The organism is Allocatenococcus thiocycli (genome assembly GCF_921292965.1).
Classification (GTDB): domain Bacteria; phylum Pseudomonadota; class Gammaproteobacteria; order Enterobacterales; family Vibrionaceae; genus Vibrio; species Vibrio natriegens.
In genome coordinates, this window is sequence record NZ_CAKLCK010000001.1 from 238938 (window position 1) to 256909 (window position 17972).

15 protein-coding genes are annotated in these 17972 nt (G+C 45.4%); 11 read left to right on the forward strand and 4 right to left on the reverse strand.

Features of this window, described 5'->3' with window-relative positions; genetic code table 11:
• Window positions 1–60: 60 nt before the first annotated feature.
• On the reverse strand, window positions 61–1548 hold the full coding sequence (locus L9Q40_RS01110) for an aldehyde dehydrogenase (RefSeq protein ID WP_014231262.1): 1488 nt from the start codon (window positions 1546–1548) through the stop codon (window positions 61–63).
• 412 nt (window positions 1549–1960) lie between these two features.
• Here L9Q40_RS01110 and L9Q40_RS01115 point away from each other — a divergent pair, with 412 nt between their 5' ends.
• Both L9Q40_RS01115 and L9Q40_RS01120 read left to right on the forward strand, forming a co-directional pair.
• Window positions 1961–2701: a GMP synthase gene (locus L9Q40_RS01115; protein WP_020332835.1), complete on the forward strand. Its 741-nt coding sequence runs from the start codon at window positions 1961–1963 to the stop codon at window positions 2699–2701.
• Window positions 2702–2926: 225 nt separating this feature from the next.
• Window positions 2927–3661, forward strand: coding sequence for an RNA methyltransferase (locus L9Q40_RS01120; RefSeq protein WP_065296573.1), 735 nt, complete (start codon window positions 2927–2929; stop codon window positions 3659–3661).
• A 74-nt stretch (window positions 3662–3735) separates the two neighbouring features.
• On the opposite strand, the gene fdxA is transcribed toward L9Q40_RS01120, so the two are convergent.
• Window positions 3736–4059, reverse strand: coding sequence for a ferredoxin FdxA (gene fdxA / locus L9Q40_RS01125; RefSeq protein WP_014231265.1), 324 nt, complete (start codon window positions 4057–4059; stop codon window positions 3736–3738).
• A gap of 208 nt (window positions 4060–4267) precedes the next feature.
• On the opposite strand from fdxA, the gene L9Q40_RS01130 reads away from it, so the two are divergent.
• The 4 genes from L9Q40_RS01130 to udp all read left to right on the forward strand — a co-directional run bounded on the left by L9Q40_RS01130 (window position 4268) and on the right by udp (window position 10222).
• Window positions 4268–5887, forward strand: coding sequence for an NAD(P)/FAD-dependent oxidoreductase (locus L9Q40_RS01130; RefSeq protein WP_498791709.1), 1620 nt, complete (start codon window positions 4268–4270; stop codon window positions 5885–5887).
• A 350-nt stretch (window positions 5888–6237) separates the two neighbouring features.
• Window positions 6238–6657: a CBS domain-containing protein gene (locus tag L9Q40_RS01135; RefSeq protein ID WP_014231267.1), complete on the forward strand. Its 420-nt coding sequence runs from the start codon at window positions 6238–6240 to the stop codon at window positions 6655–6657.
• 176 nt (window positions 6658–6833) lie between these two features.
• Window positions 6834–9152 carry a zinc/cadmium/mercury/lead-transporting ATPase gene (locus L9Q40_RS01140; RefSeq protein WP_498791710.1) on the forward strand — a complete coding sequence of 773 codons (2319 nt, stop codon included), beginning with the start codon at window positions 6834–6836 and terminating at the stop codon, window positions 9150–9152.
• 311 nt (window positions 9153–9463) lie between these two features.
• Entirely contained in the window at window positions 9464–10222 is a 759-nt protein-coding gene (gene udp / locus L9Q40_RS01145) for a uridine phosphorylase (protein WP_014231269.1), read from the forward strand.
• 121 nt (window positions 10223–10343) lie between these two features.
• On the opposite strand, the gene L9Q40_RS01150 is transcribed toward udp, so the two are convergent.
• Both L9Q40_RS01150 and L9Q40_RS01155 read right to left on the reverse strand, forming a co-directional pair.
• On the reverse strand, window positions 10344–11504 hold the full coding sequence (locus L9Q40_RS01150) for a DUF1887 family protein (protein WP_498791711.1): 1161 nt from the start codon (window positions 11502–11504) through the stop codon (window positions 10344–10346).
• Window positions 11505–11658: 154 nt separating this feature from the next.
• Window positions 11659–13650 carry a methyl-accepting chemotaxis protein gene (locus L9Q40_RS01155; RefSeq protein WP_498791712.1) on the reverse strand — a complete coding sequence of 664 codons (1992 nt, stop codon included), beginning with the start codon at window positions 13648–13650 and terminating at the stop codon, window positions 11659–11661.
• A gap of 317 nt (window positions 13651–13967) precedes the next feature.
• Here L9Q40_RS01155 and hinT point away from each other — a divergent pair, with 317 nt between their 5' ends.
• The 5 genes from hinT to thiK all read left to right on the forward strand — a co-directional run bounded on the left by hinT (window position 13968) and on the right by thiK (window position 17908).
• Window positions 13968–14318 (forward strand): purine nucleoside phosphoramidase, encoded by a 351-nt coding sequence (gene hinT, locus L9Q40_RS01160; RefSeq protein WP_498791713.1) that lies wholly within the window; start codon window positions 13968–13970, stop codon window positions 14316–14318.
• Between the two features lie 251 nt (window positions 14319–14569).
• Window positions 14570–15967 carry a COG3014 family protein gene (locus L9Q40_RS01165; RefSeq protein ID WP_498791714.1) on the forward strand — a complete coding sequence of 466 codons (1398 nt, stop codon included), beginning with the start codon at window positions 14570–14572 and terminating at the stop codon, window positions 15965–15967.
• Window positions 15967–16359: a YcfL family putative periplasmic lipoprotein gene (locus L9Q40_RS01170; protein WP_498791715.1), complete on the forward strand. Its 393-nt coding sequence runs from the start codon at window positions 15967–15969 to the stop codon at window positions 16357–16359. Before L9Q40_RS01165 ends, L9Q40_RS01170 begins: the two co-directional genes overlap by 1 nt.
• A gap of 52 nt (window positions 16360–16411) precedes the next feature.
• Complete coding sequence (gene lpoB, locus L9Q40_RS01175; protein WP_014231275.1) at window positions 16412–17002, forward strand: penicillin-binding protein activator LpoB; 591 nt, start codon at window positions 16412–16414, stop codon at window positions 17000–17002.
• 24 nt (window positions 17003–17026) lie between these two features.
• On the forward strand, window positions 17027–17908 hold the full coding sequence (thiK, locus tag L9Q40_RS01180) for a thiamine kinase (protein ID WP_498791716.1): 882 nt from the start codon (window positions 17027–17029) through the stop codon (window positions 17906–17908).
• Window positions 17909–17972 lie beyond the last annotated feature (64 nt).

Sequence of the window (17972 nt, forward strand, 5' to 3'; positions counted from 1 at the left end):
GGCCATTTTTAATCACGGTGCATTTTTAGTCACGGTGAATGCGGTTATGAGACAAAAAGACTAATCAAGTTCGATCCATGTCGATTTGATTTCGGTGTATTTATCTAAGGCGTGTAAAGACTTATCCCTGCCGTTACCACTTTGTTTGTACCCGCCAAATGGCATTGTCATATCTCCGCCATCCCAGTTGTTCACAAATACGGTACCGGCTCTTAGCGCGCGCGAGCATTTTACCGCAGTGGAAATATCGGAAGTCCACACGCCAGCCGCAAGGCCATATTCACTGTCGTTAGCAAGCTCGATCGCTTCATCAATCGTGTCGAATGTCGTCACACAAAGTACAGGACCAAATATCTCTTCTTTGAATATACGCATGTCAGGTGTTACGTCTGTGAAGACAGCAGGCTGAATAAAGTAGCCGCCTGTATGTTCAAGAACGGGTTGGCCACCAAATCGAAGTGTTGCACCTTCTTGTTTGCCCACCTCAATATAATCGAGTACGCGTTCAAACTGAGCTTTATCGACAATCGCGCCAACACGAGAGCTGTCGTTAAGAGGATCGCCAGGTTGCCATTTGTCCATGTTCTTCATTAGTAGATCGATGAATTGCTCTTTGATGGACGAGTGAACCAAAAGACGAGAGCCAGCGGTACAGACTTCCCCCTGGTTGTAGCAAATGGCACTTGCTGCGGTGGCAGCCGCTTTCTCAATATTTTTTACATCGTAATGGACAATATGAGGGCTCTTGCCTCCACATTCCATAAAGGTTCGCTTGAGGTTAGATTCACCAGCAAAGGTCAATAATTTCTTCCCGATAGCCGTAGAGCCAGTAAAAGTAATGCAGTCGACGTCGTTGTGAAGCGCTAGTGCTTGCCCTGCCTCATGACCAAAGCCAGGCAGAACTTGAAGCACACCGTCGGGAATCCCGGCTTGAGAAGCTAATTCTGCGAGTAAAATAGCGGTGAGAGGCGATTTTTCCGATGGTTTGATGATGACTGAGTTACCAGTGGCGAGTGCCGGGCCAATTTTCCAAGCCGCCATCACGGTAGGGAAGTTCCAAGGAACAATGGCAGCGACGACGCCTAAAGGCTCTCTTGTCACCAGCGCGAGCGCTTCTTCGGTCACGGGAGCGACTTCATCGTAAATTTTATCAATCGCTTCAGCGTTCCACTGTATGCATCGAGCGGTGGCTGGCGCATCGTATCCCATGGCATCAGAAATGGGTTTCCCCATATCTAAAGACTCCAGAAGAGCGAACTGTTCTTGGTGTTGTTCGATAAGCTTGGCGTAGTTGAGTAATACCGTTTTACGCTGCGCTGGCGGCAGCCCTGCCCATACTCGGGAATGAAAGGCATCACGCGCGGCTTTAACCGCAATCTCTACATCTTCCTCACGGCAACGCGCCACATGAGCGAGGTGTTTCCCCGTTGCTGGGTTAATAATCTCGAAGGTATCATCGCTGATAGCGTTAGTGAGTTTTCCGTTAATGTAGGCTTGTGTATTAAACCTCAACTCAGTGGCTTTATCATGCCAGTTTGTAGTGTCCATTCTGTGTCCTTATTCCTTTTATGTCTTTGTATTCCTGATGAAGTGCTAAACCTGCTTAGCGATTAAATATGCAAAGAAGGTTTAACGCTGTTTTCTCTCCATTGCGTTAAAGTTAAAAAATCGTGCTTGAATCGAGCTAATTGATAGCAGTGAACGAAAAATTTGATAAATAAACTAATCAAAACGTAGATAGTGAATGTAGAGAAATCAACAAAGTGTTCAGTATTTTATGATTTTTAGATATAAAAACTGCGTATTTAGTCTATCTTGTTAATTATTGGGGTGCGTTAATTGAATGACGGTCTTGGAATAGATGACGTGCGATTTGATACTAGAATGAAAAGTATCGCCGCTTGATGATCGAACGGTTTAAAATCAAGTGAAATGTAAATTCAAGGATGATAGGTGAATAATGAAAATTGGGATAATAACCTGCGGATATGTCGATCCACCTTTGTCTGATGGCCACGGCCAATATGCAGATATGATTGAAAGCGCTTTTGCTAGTGTGAATGACGCGATGACGTTTCAAAACTTTGACGCGATAAAAGGTGAGTTACCAAGTTTTGATGAGTGCCATGGTTTTATTATTACCGGTAGTGTGCACAACGCTTATGACGATTTGCCATGGATTCTGGATTTAGCGGATTGGATCCGTTGCTGTGAAGCAAGAAGAAAACCACTGGTCGGGATTTGTTTCGGACATCAGTTAATTGCCAGAGCACTTGGTGGGGTGGTTAAAAAGTCTGAGAAAGGTTGGGGCTTGGGCAGTTATGAGGTAAAAGTCGTGGCACTTAAGAAATGGATGAATCTTGCCATTGACAGTGCGCGTATGCTGGTAAGCCACCAAGATCAGGTGGTGATTGTACCCAAAGAGATGAGCGTAATCGCAGGAAACGATTTTTGTCCTAACTTCATGCTGGTCAAAGACAATCATATTTTAACCGTACAAGGTCATCCCGAATTCAGCTCCGAGTTTACTGAGCTACTGGTGAGAAAGCGCCAACATCTGTTGTCTGAACGTCAGTATGAGGATGCGTTTGCTCAGTTGAAGAAACCTAACGATTCTGCGCTTTTTTTGCATTGGATGGACGCGTTCTTCACGCGTGATCAGCAAAGGATAGGCTCTGAGGAAATGCAGAAAGTCGGCTAATAAAGAATGGTTTACCATTGTGACCGCGGCATTCTATATCAGCATTATTAATGATTCGAATGTCGTCGGTTACAGATGACGACAAAGGCCTTACAGTCAGAAACCACGTAAACTCTCTATCTATCTTTAACTTCTCACCTCAACCTCTCTTTAGCTGCGCACGTCTTTACTCTATAATCCCTCCGTTTTATTCGGTACTTAACCATTTTCTCCCGGGATATTTTCATGATTTCAAAAAACCAATTAAAACTGCTTCGTGCTTTGGGTCAAAAGAAGCAACGTAAAGCACACGGCTTATTTCTGGTTCAGGGTGAAAAGAACGTACTGGAGCTAGCAACGAGTTCGTTAACGGTTAAACAGATTTTTGCTACAGCGGAATTTCTTGAACAGCACCGCCAAGATCTTGGTCAGTTCGATTGTATCGAAGCATCATTGGATGATTTGACCAAAGCAAGCACACTGGTCAGTAACAACGCGGCAATTGCGGTCGTAGAAATTCCAAGTACAAAAGTGCCTCAGGCAAAAGGTCTGATGATTGCACTAGATGGTGTGTCTGACCCAGGTAACTTAGGTACCATCATTCGCGTAGCGGATTGGTACGGCATTAAGCACATTGTCGCGAGTTCGGACTGTGCGGATCCGTACAACCCTAAAACCATTAGTGCGACGATGGGCAGCTTTGGCCGAGTTCAGGTTAGCCTTGTTGACCTGCCAAGCTACTTAGAGCAAGCGAACTTGCCAGTCTACGGCGCGTTTCTGGAAGGGGAAAGCGTACATAAAACCGATTTCTCTGCCGAAGGTATCTTACTGATGGGCAGTGAATCACACGGTGTGCGTGAAGAAGCGTCGAAATTCGTGACTGACAAAATCACCATTCCAGCTTTTGGTGGCGCAGAGTCGCTTAACGTTGCCATGGCGACGGGCATTATTCTGGACAATATGCGTCGTCAACACAGCTAATTGATTAAGCAAAATTGAGAGACAAAAAAAGCGTAACAACTTCGGTTGTTACGCTTTTTCCGTTTTGGATGCTTTTATTTTTCCAACATATCTAGCTTGTTTGGCACGCCATTCCATTTCTCGGCGTCTTCCATTGCAGGTTTTACCTCAGTCTGTACTGGCCAAATCTCAGCAAGCTCTGCATTTAATGCCGTATAGATTTGTTGATCTTCTGGGACTTCATCTTCCTGAAAAATCGCATGAGCGTCACACTCGTCGACACACAAGCCGCAGTCGATACACTCTATTGGGTTGATTACCATGAAGTTTGGCCCTTCGTGAAAGGCATCAGCCGGGCACACTGCGACACAGTCAGTGTATTTACATTGGATACAGTTATCGGTTACGACAAATGCCATGATAATCCGCTCTTAAGTTAGTCAAAATCAAAGAAAGGGGATAATACTCGTCCCAAGGTAAAATTCAACATTCGATAGGTTAAATAGCCCCTCTCACTTTGATTTAGTATGACAGACAATTCAATTTCTCGTAAAATGCGCGCCATTGTGAGCTGACCCTGTATTTCGCAGGGTTTTGGCTAAGACACCAACTACCCGAGACATCGATATGATTCGTATTAATGAAATTAGACTTCCTCTTGATCATGAGGAAGGCGCGCTATTAGACGCGATCACTAAAAAGCTTGGCATTCCTGCTGAGAAAGTTATCTCTTTTAACGTCTTTAGACGCGGCTACGATGCTCGTAAGAAAACGAATATTCAGCTTATCTACACGCTAGACATCATTGTTGAAGGTGATGAAACGGCGCTGATAGAGAAGTTTACGAAAGACCCACATGTTCGCCAAACTCCAGATATGGAGTACAAATTTGTCGCGAAAGCACCTGAAAACCTAAAAGAACGCCCTGTGGTCATCGGCTTCGGTCCTTGTGGTCTGTTTGCTGGTCTGGTTTTGGCTCAAATGGGCTTTAACCCAATCATTGTTGAGCGTGGTAAAGAAGTACGTGAACGTACCAAAGATACGTTCGGTTTTTGGCGTAAGCGTGCTCTAAATACGGAGTCAAACGTGCAGTTTGGTGAGGGCGGCGCAGGTACGTTCTCTGACGGCAAGCTTTACAGTCAGGTAAAAGATCCAAACTTCTACGGTCGTAAAGTGATCACTGAATTTGTCGATGCGGGTGCGCCAGAAGAAATTCTTTACGTAAGTAAGCCGCACATCGGTACCTTTAAACTGGTTACGATGATCGAGAAAATGCGCGCGAAAATCATCGAACTGGGTGGTGAAATCCGCTTTAGCACACGTGTGGATGATCTTCACATGGAAGATGGTCAGATTACGGGCGTCACGCTGTCAAATGGTGAAGAAATTAAGTCTCGCCACATTGTTCTTGCGGTTGGTCATAGTGCTCGTGACACTTTTGAAATGTTGCATGATCGTGGCGTTTACATGGAAGCAAAACCATTCTCGGTTGGTTTCCGTATTGAGCACAAGCAATCGATGATTGATGAAGCGCGCTTTGGTCCAAATGCAGGTAACCCGATTCTTGGCGCTGCGGATTACAAACTGGTGCACCACTGTAAGAATGGCCGTACTGTTTACAGCTTCTGTATGTGTCCGGGCGGTACTGTAGTTGCGGCTACGTCAGAAGAAGGCCGCGTAGTAACCAACGGTATGAGCCAATACTCTCGTTCAGAGCGTAACGCAAACAGTGCGATTGTAGTGGGTATCTCGCCAGAGGTGGATTACCCGGGTGATCCGCTAGCGGGTATTCGCTTGCAGCGTGAATTGGAATCTGGCGCTTACAAGCTAGGTGGTGAGACGTACGATGCACCAGCGCAGAAGATTGGTGATTTCCTTAAAGGTCGCGATCCAAGTGAGTTGGGTGATGTAGAACCATCATTCACACCGGGCATTAAACTGACTGATTTGTCGAAAGCACTACCACCGTTCGCAATTGAAGCGATTCGTGAAGCAATCCCAGCTTTTGACCGCAAGATCAAAGGATTTGCTTCAGACGATGGCTTGTTGACGGGTGTAGAAACGCGTACGTCTTCACCGGTATGTATTAAACGTGGTAAAGACTTCCAGAGCATTAACTTGAAGGGTTTCTACCCAGCAGGTGAAGGTGCTGGTTATGCTGGTGGCATTTTGTCTGCTGGTATCGACGGTATCAAAGTCGCGGAAGCAGTGGCGCGTGATATCGTTGCCGCGATGGAAAACGCTTAATTTCTAAGCCGCTTGATTAAGTGAATAAAGCCAGTCAGTCTTTCTGACTGGCTTTTTTGTATTTAGTTTACTTGCACCGTTACCTCGTTCACTACCTCTACACATGCAATAAAAAGCAGCGTATTTATGCTCATTACGTTTAGCTAATGGTATGGAAAATAATGGCTAAGAGAGGAGTGAATGACATAAATATGCAACTGAGTTTCTGTTGGTTTCGTCACTCTGTTAATTGGTGGAAAGATCAATAGTCTAGCCCTATGAGCAAAATTGGCACTTTCCATTTAGTAAAATCAAAAAATTAGACGACACTTATCTTAAGGCCGCAAGAATATGGTTCTAAGGAGATAAGAATGCGATCATTAAAAGTAAAAGATTACATGACGTTGCAAGCAGTGACTTTCACCAAAGACATGTCGCTTTCGGCTGCTTTGAACAAGGTAATAAAAAGTGTCACTCTTGGTGGTCCTGTTATCGATGAGAATAAAAAGGTAGTGGGATTCTTATCAGAACAGGACTTGTTGGATAAGTTGGTTAAAGCAAGTTACCACTGCCAAGACACGCATACGGTTCAGGAATGCATGCATCAGGATGTACTTTCTGTGTCTCCTGAAATGTCGATTATTGAGTTGGCGGATATGATGAAAGTCGGTAAGCCTAAGGTATATCCAGTTGTTGATGACAAGGGAAAACTGGTTGGCATTATTACCAGACGTGATGTTTTGAGAGCATTGGGTGTAACACTCAACGAGTGCTTCATGCATCCGGTATAGTCAGTTAACTTTTAAATGAAAACAGAAAGGCGCACTGGCGTCTTTTTGTTTTTAATGGGGTTGTGTTTGGTCTTTTGGGTAAAAGATTTTTAGTAATTCAACTTGACTTTGGAGCTTACTCCAAGGCTTATCCTTATTGTTAGATGAAGAGTTTTTCACCAGTAAGGAATGAACTTATGTGTACGAAACATCAAGGTTGCCAATCAGGCAAAATCAAATCGGCGGTGCCGCTAGGTGCGACTGACTCCTGTTGTGAGCCAACCAAACCGTCAGTTAATATTTCGCAAGCGAGTGTTGATACGACAGAAGGCTCCTGCTGTAGTGGTGGTGGTTGCAGCTCAGATTCTCCCGAAGAAGAAGCCCCCGAAAAACTGTCCAATGCTTCTATCCGCAGTGCTTCTATTCGCAATAGTTGGCTGGTCTCTGATATGGACTGTCCGTCCTGTGCTTTAAAGCTAGAAAAAGCCATTACCAGTTTAGACGGTGTCAGCAATGCAAAAGTGTTGTTTGCTACTGAGAAACTGATTGTGGATTTCGACAACCATTCACTTACCTCTCTTATTGAACAAACTGCTCGTCAGACGGGCTTTCCACTTGCGTCACTCGATAAACCAACGAAGAAAAATCAAAGTAAAGGTTGGCGTGGTGTTATTTCTGACAATTTGCAAATTTTGTCTATCTCTGTAGCCATGCTAGTCGCTGCTGTGGTTGCCAATGTGAGCCCTCAAGTGAGCTCATGGATATTCACTCTCACCTGTCTGCTTGGCCTGTTTCCTATCGCACGCAAAGCGGTGAAGTTAGCAAAAGGGGGAACGCCGTTTGCGATTGAAACCCTAATGAGCGTTGCAGCGTTAGGCGCATTATATTTAGGTGAAACCGCAGAAGCGGCGATGGTGCTATTGCTTTTCCTTATTGGTGAAAAGTTAGAAGCGTATGCATCATCGCGTGCTCGTAGTGGCATTCAGGCCCTGATGGATTTGGTTCCTGAAAACACGATCTTGATTCAAGAGGGGGTGCGCAAAGAAGTGCCTGCCTCTCAACTTCAGCCAGGGGATGTGATTGAAGTCGCGCCCGGAGGTCGTATGCCTGCCGACGGTATGCTAATGAACTCAATGGCCAGCTTTGATGAAAGCGCGCTGACTGGAGAATCCGTGCCCGTTGAATACGAAGAAGGCGGCAAAATCATGGCGGGTGCCGTCGTTGTCGATAAGGTAGTGCAGGTACAAGTTACTTCACGACAAGGTGATAATGCGATTGATCGAATCTTACATTTGATTGAAGAAGCAGAATCACGAAAAGCCCCGCTGGAACGTTTCTTAGATAAGTTCAGCCGATGGTATACGCCGTTAATGATGTTAGTGTCGTTGGTGGTCGTTGTTGCTCCGCCACTGCTGTTTGCTCAGCCTTGGGAGACTTGGATTTACCGTGGGTTGGCACTGCTGCTGATCGCTTGTCCGTGCGCTTTGGTTATCTCGACACCAGCTGCGATTACTTCAGGTTTAGCGGCGGGAGCTCGTCGCGGTGCGTTAATCAAGGGCGGTGCCGCATTAGAGTTGCTTGGTAAAGTGGAGTCGGTGGCTTTTGATAAAACTGGTACGCTGACAGAGGGTAAGCCTAAAGTCACCGATGTGTTGGCATATGGCGTAACTAAAGAGCAGTTAATGAGCCATACTGCGTCGATTGAAGTGGGGTCAAGCCACCCATTAGCCGTATCGTTGGTCAATAAGGCCAAAGAGTTGTGTATCACAATACCAGAAGCAAGCGAAAAAACTGTGCAGGTTGGCTCGGGCATAACCGGGCTCGTTGAAGGTAAGCTAATTCAGGTAATAGCCCCGTCGAAAGCGGAATTCCAGCTTTCCCAGGAAATACAAGATCAGGTTACTGACCTGGAATCGTCGGGGAAAACGGTGGTTATCGTACGCTTTGAGCAAGAAATCGTGGGTTTGATTGCCTGGCAAGATACGTTACGTGAAGATGCGCAACTTACCGTTTCTGCTCTGAAAGGGTTAGGTATCAGCTCTGTGATGTTAACGGGAGATAACCCTCGTAGTGCGGAAGCCATCGCCAGCCAAATAGGGTTAGATTATCAAGCCAGCTTATTGCCTGCCGACAAAGTACATTATGTTGAAATGCTTTCGAAGCAGCATACCGTTGCAATGTTGGGAGATGGAATCAACGATGCGCCAGCGATGAAGGCTTCCAGTATTGGTATTGCCATGGGAGGCGGGACAGACGTGGCACTTGAAACGGCAGATGCGGCTCTGACTCATAATCGTCTGTCAGAACTACCAGCAATGATCGAATTGTCACGTGCGACAATGAACAATATTCGCCAGAACGTTGCGTTAGCACTTGGCCTTAAAGGCGTTTTTCTTGTGACGAGTCTGTTTGGTATTACCGGACTTTGGATGGCAGTATTGGCCGATAGTGGAGCGACAGCATTGGTGACACTGAATGCGTTAAGGCTGTTACGTTTTAAGTCTAAGCATATGTAGTATTGAAACAAAGTTGCACTATATTTAACCCGAGACATGATGGTGTCTCGGGTTTTTTATTTTCTTGCACTCGGTATTGCTCGGCTTGATAGCTGGGTGGTAATGGTTGTCCATTTTATATGCAACTGGATTTAAATTTCACTAAAAATGTGACAAGAATCTATTTTATGTGAAAGTTTGGCTATATTACATTTTGCAGATGTGATTAATATCACTATATATCCCCTTAAGGTTGGTTACAGTGGTTCTGTACCCAACCACAGATTAATGAGCTTATTGCCGAAAAAATAAGCCACAATAAGGAGCGACTTATGTCTCAAGCTGTATTCCATCTAGGTGTTACTGAAGCTGATCTTAATGGTGCGACTCTAGCCATTATTCCAGGTGATCCTGCCCGCGTTCAAAAAATCGCAGAGCAAATGGAGAACCCAGTATTTCTTGCAAGCCAACGTGAATACACGCTATACCGTGCAGAGTTGGACGGTAAGCCTGTTGTGGTTTGTTCAACTGGTATCGGTGGCCCTTCGACTTCTATTGCGGTTGAAGAGCTAGCTCAGCTTGGCGTACGTACTTTCCTCCGCGTTGGTACCACTGGCGCTATCCAACCAAACGTAAACGTTGGTGACATGATTGTGACGACTGGTTCTGTTCGTCTGGATGGTGCAAGCCTGCACTTTGCGCCAATGGAGTTCCCTGCGGTAGCTGATTTTGATGTTGCAACAGCGATGAAAGCTGCTGTGGAAGAGTCTGGTGCCACTGTTCATATGGGCGTAACAGCATCAAGTGATACTTTCTACCCAGGTCAAGAGCGTTACGATACATTTACGGGCCGTGTTGTTAAGCGTTTCCAAGGTTCAATGAAAGAGTGGCAAGACATGGGCGTTCTGAACTTTGAAATGGAATCAGCGACACTGCTAACCATGTGTGCAAGTTCTGGCCTTAAAGCAGGTTGTGTTGCAGGTGTTATTATCAACCGTACACAGAAAGAGATCCCGGATCACTCTACTCTGAAAGAGACAGAAGCTCGCTCTATCAAAGTTGTCGTAGAAGCAGCGCGTAAAATGCTTTAATTCGTCTTTCATTGACGGAATAGAATCGAAAAAGCCAGAGGGAAACCTCTGGCTTTTTGCTTTTGGTTGTACCAATCATGAAAAAAGCAGCGTTTCCGCTGCTTCTTGTATTTTGTGATGATTAAACTTCGTCCGAACCACCTGCCGCTTTAAACCACGCAGTAAGGTGTGTTTTCAGATCTTTTAGCTCATCAGGACCAATTAGAGCTAATCCCAGATCTTCGGCACGAGTAATGTCGTTATGACGTAGCGGACGGAAGCTGACCAGCATTGCCCTGGCTTGTAGGCCACCTAACAAATCGCGCAGTGATTCCAGTTTATACAGCGTGTCATCGCCGTCATCACGCATACCCTTTGTTTTACACTCGATGATGTGAAGCTTGTTGTTTACCACTGTAGCCACATCAAGTTCATTGCGCACTTCACTTTCACCAAGCTTACGGTAGACCTGAACGTTCAATGAGCGGTCTTGAATCGTTGGCATGGTGTCTTGAATCTGCTTAACCGTACTGTGCACCAAAGTTTCTAGCCACTCGCCGTTAGAGAATCGACGCGCATCTTCATTCGCAAAGGTTAGAATACCGTTTTCGTAGGTGGCAATGTGCGCCTCAACCAGATCGCTAATCAACATATTGAGCTCGCGATAGCCTTGTTGCTTTTCAGACAGCTCTACATCCAACTTCTGCTCTTTACGGCAAGTTGTTGCAAGGTAGTTCAGTGTCGCTAAGCCAGGACCAAGCTCAAGAGCGTTTGATGCCCAACGTTCACCTAAATCGTATAGCTTTTTATCCAGCAGAGGAGGAAGGTCAAGGTATTGGAACTCGCCACGTGCACCGAAAATCGTCAGGTAATCAGAAATCTTAATATGATCTTCTACCTGGGTGTCTTCTTGGCCATCAGGGTAAAGCCAGCATAATTTGTCGCTGTTTGGTTCAACCACAAAGATTGGCCAGTGATAAGTGCGGAAGACTTCATAAACAGAAAGTAAACGATGTCTGAGGCCACAGCTGGCATTGAGTTTTACTTCTTCGCCGCGGTCATGAAGGTCTTTCGCTAATTTCTGAATCGACTGTTTAATCAACGAGGTATTGACTGCGGAAGGGATCTCAAAGAATTCGGAGGTTATCTCGCGCTGCGTTAATACGGAGCTCAGTCGGTTGTACATTTCTTTTTGGCTTGAGTCGCCGATGAAGACTATATGCGAACTTAGTGTGCGATTATCCAACAGGGGAGTAACCAATCTCACTGGGTCTTGGTCAATAATACCAACATGAACAGCCATAGATTTTCCTTTTTATGCGGCCGCTCGAAAATAGATATGCAAGAGGATGAGTCGGCCATACTAACGATATGTAGACACGGCTGATAAAAAACAAGGGCGACATCATAAAAAGTCGCCCTTGCACAGTTGGTTGAACCAGTTCCGGTAACGCCCCCTATAGCTTAAAGCGGTGCACCAGTGAGTTTTGTTGATGTGCTAGGTTGGTCAGCGACTCACTGGTTTGTGCGATGCTCGACATTGCCTGATAGCTTTTATCTGCGATATTGCTGATGTCTTCAATGCTACGTGCGATGTCTGCTGATGTTTCACTCTGCTCCGCTGCTGCTTGCGAAATATGGGTACTCATTTGACTGATTTCGATGATAAGAGCCTGAATTTCTTCCATCGAGCTATTGGCTTTTGAAGCTTGCTCCACAGAGACTTCCATATCGTTCATACAGCTTTGAATGACGTGGTTGGCGGAAAGGGAACTCGATTGCAGATTGCTGATCATCGATTCAATTTCCGTAGTGGATTCTGTGGTTCTGGAGGCAAGAACACGTACTTCGTCGGCGACGACGGCAAAACCACGCCCCTGATCGCCAGCGCGAGCGGCCTCAATGGCAGCATTCAGCGCCAATAGGTTGGTTTGCTCGGCAATGTTACGAATCACATCTAGAATAGAGCCAATCTGTCCGCTCATCTTCTGTAATTCAGATACGGCACTGACAGATTCATGTAAACGCGTCTCCAGTTGATTAATGGTGCTGATATTGCCACTCATCGTATTACGACCTTCTTCTGAAGCAGACTCAACGCGCTGTACCATTTCCAGCGAGCTTTGAGCATTCTGTGCCACCTCCTGAACGGAATGAGACATTTCTGTCATGGCTGTCGCGACATTGGCGGTTTGTTCGCGTTGAGAATTCAATTGTCTCTGCGCGAGGGAAGAGGTTTGCTCGTTAGTGGCGGCCGTAGACGCTAAGTTTTCAGACGCATCGTTCAATTTAACCAGAATGTTGTGCAGGCTGTCAGCGAGAGAATTGATGTGGCCACTGACCCGACTGAATTCATTTTTGTAACGAACATCTATTCGCTGCGTCATATCTCCTTCGGTTAAGCTCTCAAGTACGTTCAGGATCTTGGTTAGAGGTTCGCGCACACTGTGAGCAATGTGATAGCCGATAGCGGCAGCAAACAGCACGACGACAACACCAATGATCATGGCTTTTGTGACACCTGCCGAGTAGATCTCACCCGCCTCAGCAAGGGAGTCATTTAATTTATCCGTGGCGGTAGTTGTAAACTGCTCAAGAATCGCCATGGTTGCGTCTACTTTGCTGGTAAGGTTTGCTATGTTGGCATACAGCGCAGAGCGAGCGGTGAGGTAGCTGTTGTGTTGATCCAGAACGCCACCACGTTTACCCACATCGCGGGTGAACTGGTCTACTGAATCGCCAAAGGCTTTTTTAAGTTCTGGCAATTGAGCCGTCAGACCACGGAACGCGTCGTTTAAGTGCGATATCGCTTTGCGGTTTTTAGTGACGGCTTTAGTCACAAATTCAGAGTTAGAGCTGGCTAACGCATCTGACGTAATGACTTCCGCGTCTTTCAGTTTGATGAAGTAGCTTTTCGCCATCACTTTCACCGAGATACTGGATTGATCATCAACGTATTCTTTCAGCCCGATAGAAAGTTCAGTATTCAGCTTTTGGAAGCGTCGTGAAGATTTCTGAACCGCTTCTTGGGCTGAGAACATGGATTCGTAGTTATCCATCGCTTCGATAGCTTCTGTAAAGTAGCTTCGTTCTAATGTTTTCAGCTTGGCAAATGGTTCGGCTAGGGAAGGGTAGATTTCACTCGCGGATTTTAATTGCTCCAAGGTGGATTCAAAACGTTGTTGAGATTTGGCGAATTCCTGACGCATTTCGTCCATGCGTTGTTTATTCTCTGTTGTCAGAAAGTCTTTGAAAGATTTATCTGCTGAAAGCAGCTCGACACTGGTTTGGTTCGATAGCGAAACCAGCGGTAAAGATGACTCGGATACGGTCTGAAACTTGCCATGAATGTCATTCATTCCGCCCATCATTATGGCAATAGTGACGGCGAACAGGATGATGATAAGTCCAAAACCAGCATACATCCGTTTAATTACTGAACCTCGCATACGTGAGCGTCCTCTCCCAGAAAATAGACAAAAAGGTTTCCAAATGACGTCAAAATGCTGGCTTCGTAGTGGTTTAGTCCATATTTGGTCAGTATCTGTAAGTGATTTGGAGATAATTTATAGTTGTCTTAAAAATGTAACAAAATTAACCGGATTGTATTGACTATGCGACGCGCATTTTATGACGCAGGCTACAAAAAAAGGCTTTGTTTTAAACACCTTAATGAATAATGTTAAGTGAACACTGTTTTTATTGAGCTCTGCTTAGGCTTGGCGCATACTAACTACGTTACACAACTTATAAAATGGGAGTACCTATGCCGGAAGAGACTATCTTTAGTAAAATTATTCGTAAGGAAATCCCAGCTGATGTTCTTTACCAAGATGATTTAGTGACTGCTTTTCGTGACATTAACCCGCGCGCGCCTAGCCATATCCTTATCATCCCAAATAAATTGATTCCGACAGTGAATGATGTCGAAGCTGAAGATGAAGCGATGCTGGGACGTCTGTTTGCCGTCGCGAGAAAGCTTGCAAAAGACGAAGGCATTGCTGAAGACGGTTACCGCTTGATCGTGAACTGCAACCCACATGGTGGTCAGGAGGTTTATCACATTCACATGCACCTATTGGGCGGCCGTCCTTTAGGGCCAATGGTAGTAAGTTAGTCTGATACCAATCGTAGTAAATAACTGGTCATTCTAGCTTGTTAAAATACTCGATAACTGTGTTGCCTTTTTCGTTAACAAAGAAGTTTGATTGTAGAATAACTACTTATCGAAAAATTCCGCCTTGTTATCAAGCATTTTTCCTACGCTATTTCTGAACACTTACTTACTGTGATTGGTATGCTCAATTGGGTGGTGAATACGCCACCCAATTTATACTCTTTTCTGAGCACACATTTGTGGAGATAAATGTGAAATTAGGTGTGAAGCTATTAGGGCTAGTGAGTTGGGCTCTTATGGCGACTGGCTGTGCTAATTTGTCTGCGGGTAATTTATTTAGCCATTACAGTGATCAAAACCAAGACATGTATCAGGCTGTGGTTGCTGGAGAGTATGTGAAAGCCAAACAACTTCAGTCGAATGATGTGGGTGGTGAGATACTTGGCAATTTCGAAAAAGGCAGACTTTCATTTCTCGCTCAAGACTACCCAACCAGTCTCAGTGCATTGGAGAAAAGCGATCGCGCTGTTCGTGTTCAACAAGACCGAGCCACTATCTCGCTCTCCGAGACCACCACCAGCGTCGGTGCTTTAGCCATCAATGATAACCTCAAAGATTATCAACCTGCTGACTATGAGCTTGGTTTTCTGCACTTATATCTGGGCCTCAATTACCTGCAGAAAAACGATCTGGAAGGCGCGCTGGTTGAGGTCCGTCGTGCTAACCAAGTACAGGAAGCGGCACGAAAAGCACGTGAGAAATCGTTACAAGCCGCAGAACAAGATCTGAAAAATCAAGGCATGTCAGCCAATTTGGGTAGCGTACTGGCAAACTATCCCGATGCAGGGGGAAAACTCAGTGCCGTGCAAAACGGATATCTGTTTTACCTCTCAGGTTTGTTGTATGAAGCATCGCGTGACCTGAACAGCGCGTATGTGGATTACCGACGGGCTCTGGCGGTGATGCCTGACAATAAACAAGTGATAGAAAGCACACTGTATGCTGCCAAGAAATTAGGTATGCGTGAAGACCTTAAGCTGTTAGAAAAGCGCTACGGTAAGGCGCCTTCTGGACTAACCAAAGCACAAGGTCGTGTGATCATTTTTGATGAGCAGGGTGTGGTTGAAGCTTTGCAAGGTTGGCGCATCGATTTGCCCATTTATGATAGTCGAAATAAATGGGCAATTTACTCGTTAGCACTGCCTTATTACCCCCAGCGAGGCTCACAGAGGTTTAATGGTGTCAGCCTGAATGGCGCGACACTGAATTCGAGTATTTTGGCCGATATCAATGCCATGGCCCAAAATGATCTTAACGAGCGTTTGATGACGATTGTTATTCGTCAGGCTATCCGAGTTTGGGCGAAAGATCGCGTGCGCAAAGAAGCTGCGGCGAAAGGTGATGATGTTGGCAATATTCTGTTTAATGTTTGGAACACATTAACCGAGCAGCCAGATACCCGAAGCTGGCAAACGCTGCCTGCGAGAGTAAAAACCGCTTCACAAATCGTGAAGCCAGGCACACAGTATTTAAACTTGGGGGATCAAGTTTATCAATTTGATGTGCCTGCGCAGCAAACGACATTAGTTTGGGTTTCGCGTCAGGGGGCACATTCGACTGTGTGGCATAAACAACTGGGGAGATTGTAATGAGATCTTGGCTTATTGGTTTAGCGTTGATTGTAGGTTTGGCTGGGTGTGCAGACAACACGGCTGGTATCCGAATTGATGGTCAGACGCAGCAAATCTTTTTTAACGACAATGTGTTGGGCAGCCGTCTCGTAGTGGACAACGTTACGACCACTTATGTCGACGATCGACCAAGAGGCGTGGTTCAGCTTAATAGTCATTATCAAGGGGATCAGCATATCCTCTACCGCTTTTATTGGTATGACAATAATGGCCTGGAAGTGAATACCACACCGGGACCGTGGCGAAAAGCGATCGTGCGTGGTTTTGAATCAGTGACACTTTCTGAAGTGACAGTGAATCCAAATGGCACTCGATTCCGAGTACAAATCAGAGAAGCACAAGACAATTAATTTTTAGCTTGCGCCTTGAGTGCGTAGGTATTGAATAAACTAAGGAACTCTCATGAAAAAAAGTATTATTGCTCTTTTAGGTCTTGCCGTCATTTTAGGGGGGTGTTCTAACAAGGTCTCTTACGGTGATGCGCAAGCGACAGAAACCACCACCATTGATTTTGGTTCTACCGACCTGCAAACCATTGCCGCTGAAATGGTCGATAGTATGATGATGTCTGGCTCTGTAGCTGCAATTACTCGTGATCAGCGTCCTATTGTGTTTGTTGAACGGATTAAAAATAAGACCAGTGAGCATATTGATACTGAGTCTATTACAGACACGATTTCAACGAAGATGCTGAATTCAGGCAAGTTCCGTTTTGTCGATATGGACCGAGTTGAATCTGTTCGTCAGCAGCTGAACTTCCAGAATACCGATGAGCTAGTCAATCAAAGTACTGCTATTCAATTTGGTAAAATGGTTGGTGCGCAGTACATGCTTTACGGCAACCTTTCAAGCATTGTGAAGAATGCGGGAAGTGACAAAGACGTGTACTACAAAATGACAATGCGACTGATGGATCTCGAAACCGGCTTGATCGAATGGGCGGATGAAACAGAAATCCGTAAAGCGCAATCGAAGAGCTTATTCGGTCTTTAACCGATAGTTATGGAGAAGTCATCAATGGCACTGTTCTCTTGGCTGCAGGCTAAACAGCTGGATCCCACGCTTAATGCACTTGATGTCTTCTTCATTGAACCTCCTGTGAAAGTACAGACTCTTACAGGAGGGTTGACCAACCGTTGTTGGCGCATAGAGACGGCGGATGGGCTTGCTTACGTCTGGAGACCGTTGAGTAAAGTCTGTCAGGCATTTTTTATTTCTCGTCACAACGAATATCAGGTCCTGAGTGCCATTGAGGCTCTTGGCATCGGACCCAAACCAGAATTCATCCACGAACAAGGTCTTCTCGTCGAGTGGATAGAGGGGGAGACACTCACTAGTGTTGGTATCAAGTTGGACGAGTTGCTTTCTCTTGCAGCGTCGATTCATACGTTTCCATCCAAGGCCATACCAGTAGCTCCTTTCTCTTATCTCTCCAGAATCGATCATTATTGGCTAGAATTAGACGGTAACTATGTAGAGACAGAGTTTGAGGCTTTGTATCAGAAGTGGCGCACTGAACCGAGCATAAAGCAGCTGCCATTGGCATTGTGTCACTTTGATTTAGGTTGCTATAACTTAGTTAGGGGCGATGAAGGAGTCAAAGTTATCGACTGGGAGTATGCTGGGTTGGCAGACCCTCGATTAGACTTAGCACTGATACTGCAGGTTGCCGATGTGCCGATCAAAGATGGAGTAGAACGTTATTGCCAAATTCGAAATATTGAAGATGTCTCAGCCTGGATGAATGGTGTGAGAGCGTGGCAACCAAGAGCGTTAGTCATGGCGATGCTTTGGTATTTACTGGCCTATCAATTGTGGGGAGATGAACAATACTTAAACAGTGCTAACGAGTTTAAAGGTTTATTGTGTATCGACGATCACTGTTTTGATAACTCGTGACATATTCCCCTTTAAGAGTAAGGAAATAGTGTTAGTTTTACGAAAAGTACCAGATATATACAGG

Bases quoted from the DNA above. Each gene is read 5' to 3' on its own strand.
- L9Q40_RS01130 (WP_498791709.1), top strand. From the start codon at position 4,268: ATGATTCGTATTAATGAAATTAGACTTCCTCTTGATCATGAGGAAGGC.
- lpoB (WP_014231275.1), top strand. From the start codon at position 16,412: ATGAAAAAAAGTATTATTGCTCTTTTAGGTCTTGCCGTCATTTTAGGG.
- L9Q40_RS01155 (WP_498791712.1), bottom strand. From the start codon at position 13,650: ATGCGAGGTTCAGTAATTAAACGGATGTATGCTGGTTTTGGACTTATC.
- hinT (WP_498791713.1), top strand. From the start codon at position 13,968: ATGCCGGAAGAGACTATCTTTAGTAAAATTATTCGTAAGGAAATCCCA.
- L9Q40_RS01170 (WP_498791715.1), top strand. From the start codon at position 15,967: ATGAGATCTTGGCTTATTGGTTTAGCGTTGATTGTAGGTTTGGCTGGG.
- fdxA (WP_014231265.1), bottom strand. From the start codon at position 4,059: ATGGCATTTGTCGTAACCGATAACTGTATCCAATGTAAATACACTGAC.
- L9Q40_RS01140 (WP_498791710.1), top strand. From the start codon at position 6,834: ATGTGTACGAAACATCAAGGTTGCCAATCAGGCAAAATCAAATCGGCG.
- thiK (WP_498791716.1), top strand. From the start codon at position 17,027: ATGGCACTGTTCTCTTGGCTGCAGGCTAAACAGCTGGATCCCACGCTT.
- L9Q40_RS01110 (WP_014231262.1), bottom strand. From the start codon at position 1,548: ATGGACACTACAAACTGGCATGATAAAGCCACTGAGTTGAGGTTTAAT.
- L9Q40_RS01120 (WP_065296573.1), top strand. From the start codon at position 2,927: ATGATTTCAAAAAACCAATTAAAACTGCTTCGTGCTTTGGGTCAAAAG.
- L9Q40_RS01135 (WP_014231267.1), top strand. From the start codon at position 6,238: ATGCGATCATTAAAAGTAAAAGATTACATGACGTTGCAAGCAGTGACT.
- L9Q40_RS01115 (WP_020332835.1), top strand. From the start codon at position 1,961: ATGAAAATTGGGATAATAACCTGCGGATATGTCGATCCACCTTTGTCT.
- udp (WP_014231269.1), top strand. From the start codon at position 9,464: ATGTCTCAAGCTGTATTCCATCTAGGTGTTACTGAAGCTGATCTTAAT.
- L9Q40_RS01150 (WP_498791711.1), bottom strand. From the start codon at position 11,504: ATGGCTGTTCATGTTGGTATTATTGACCAAGACCCAGTGAGATTGGTT.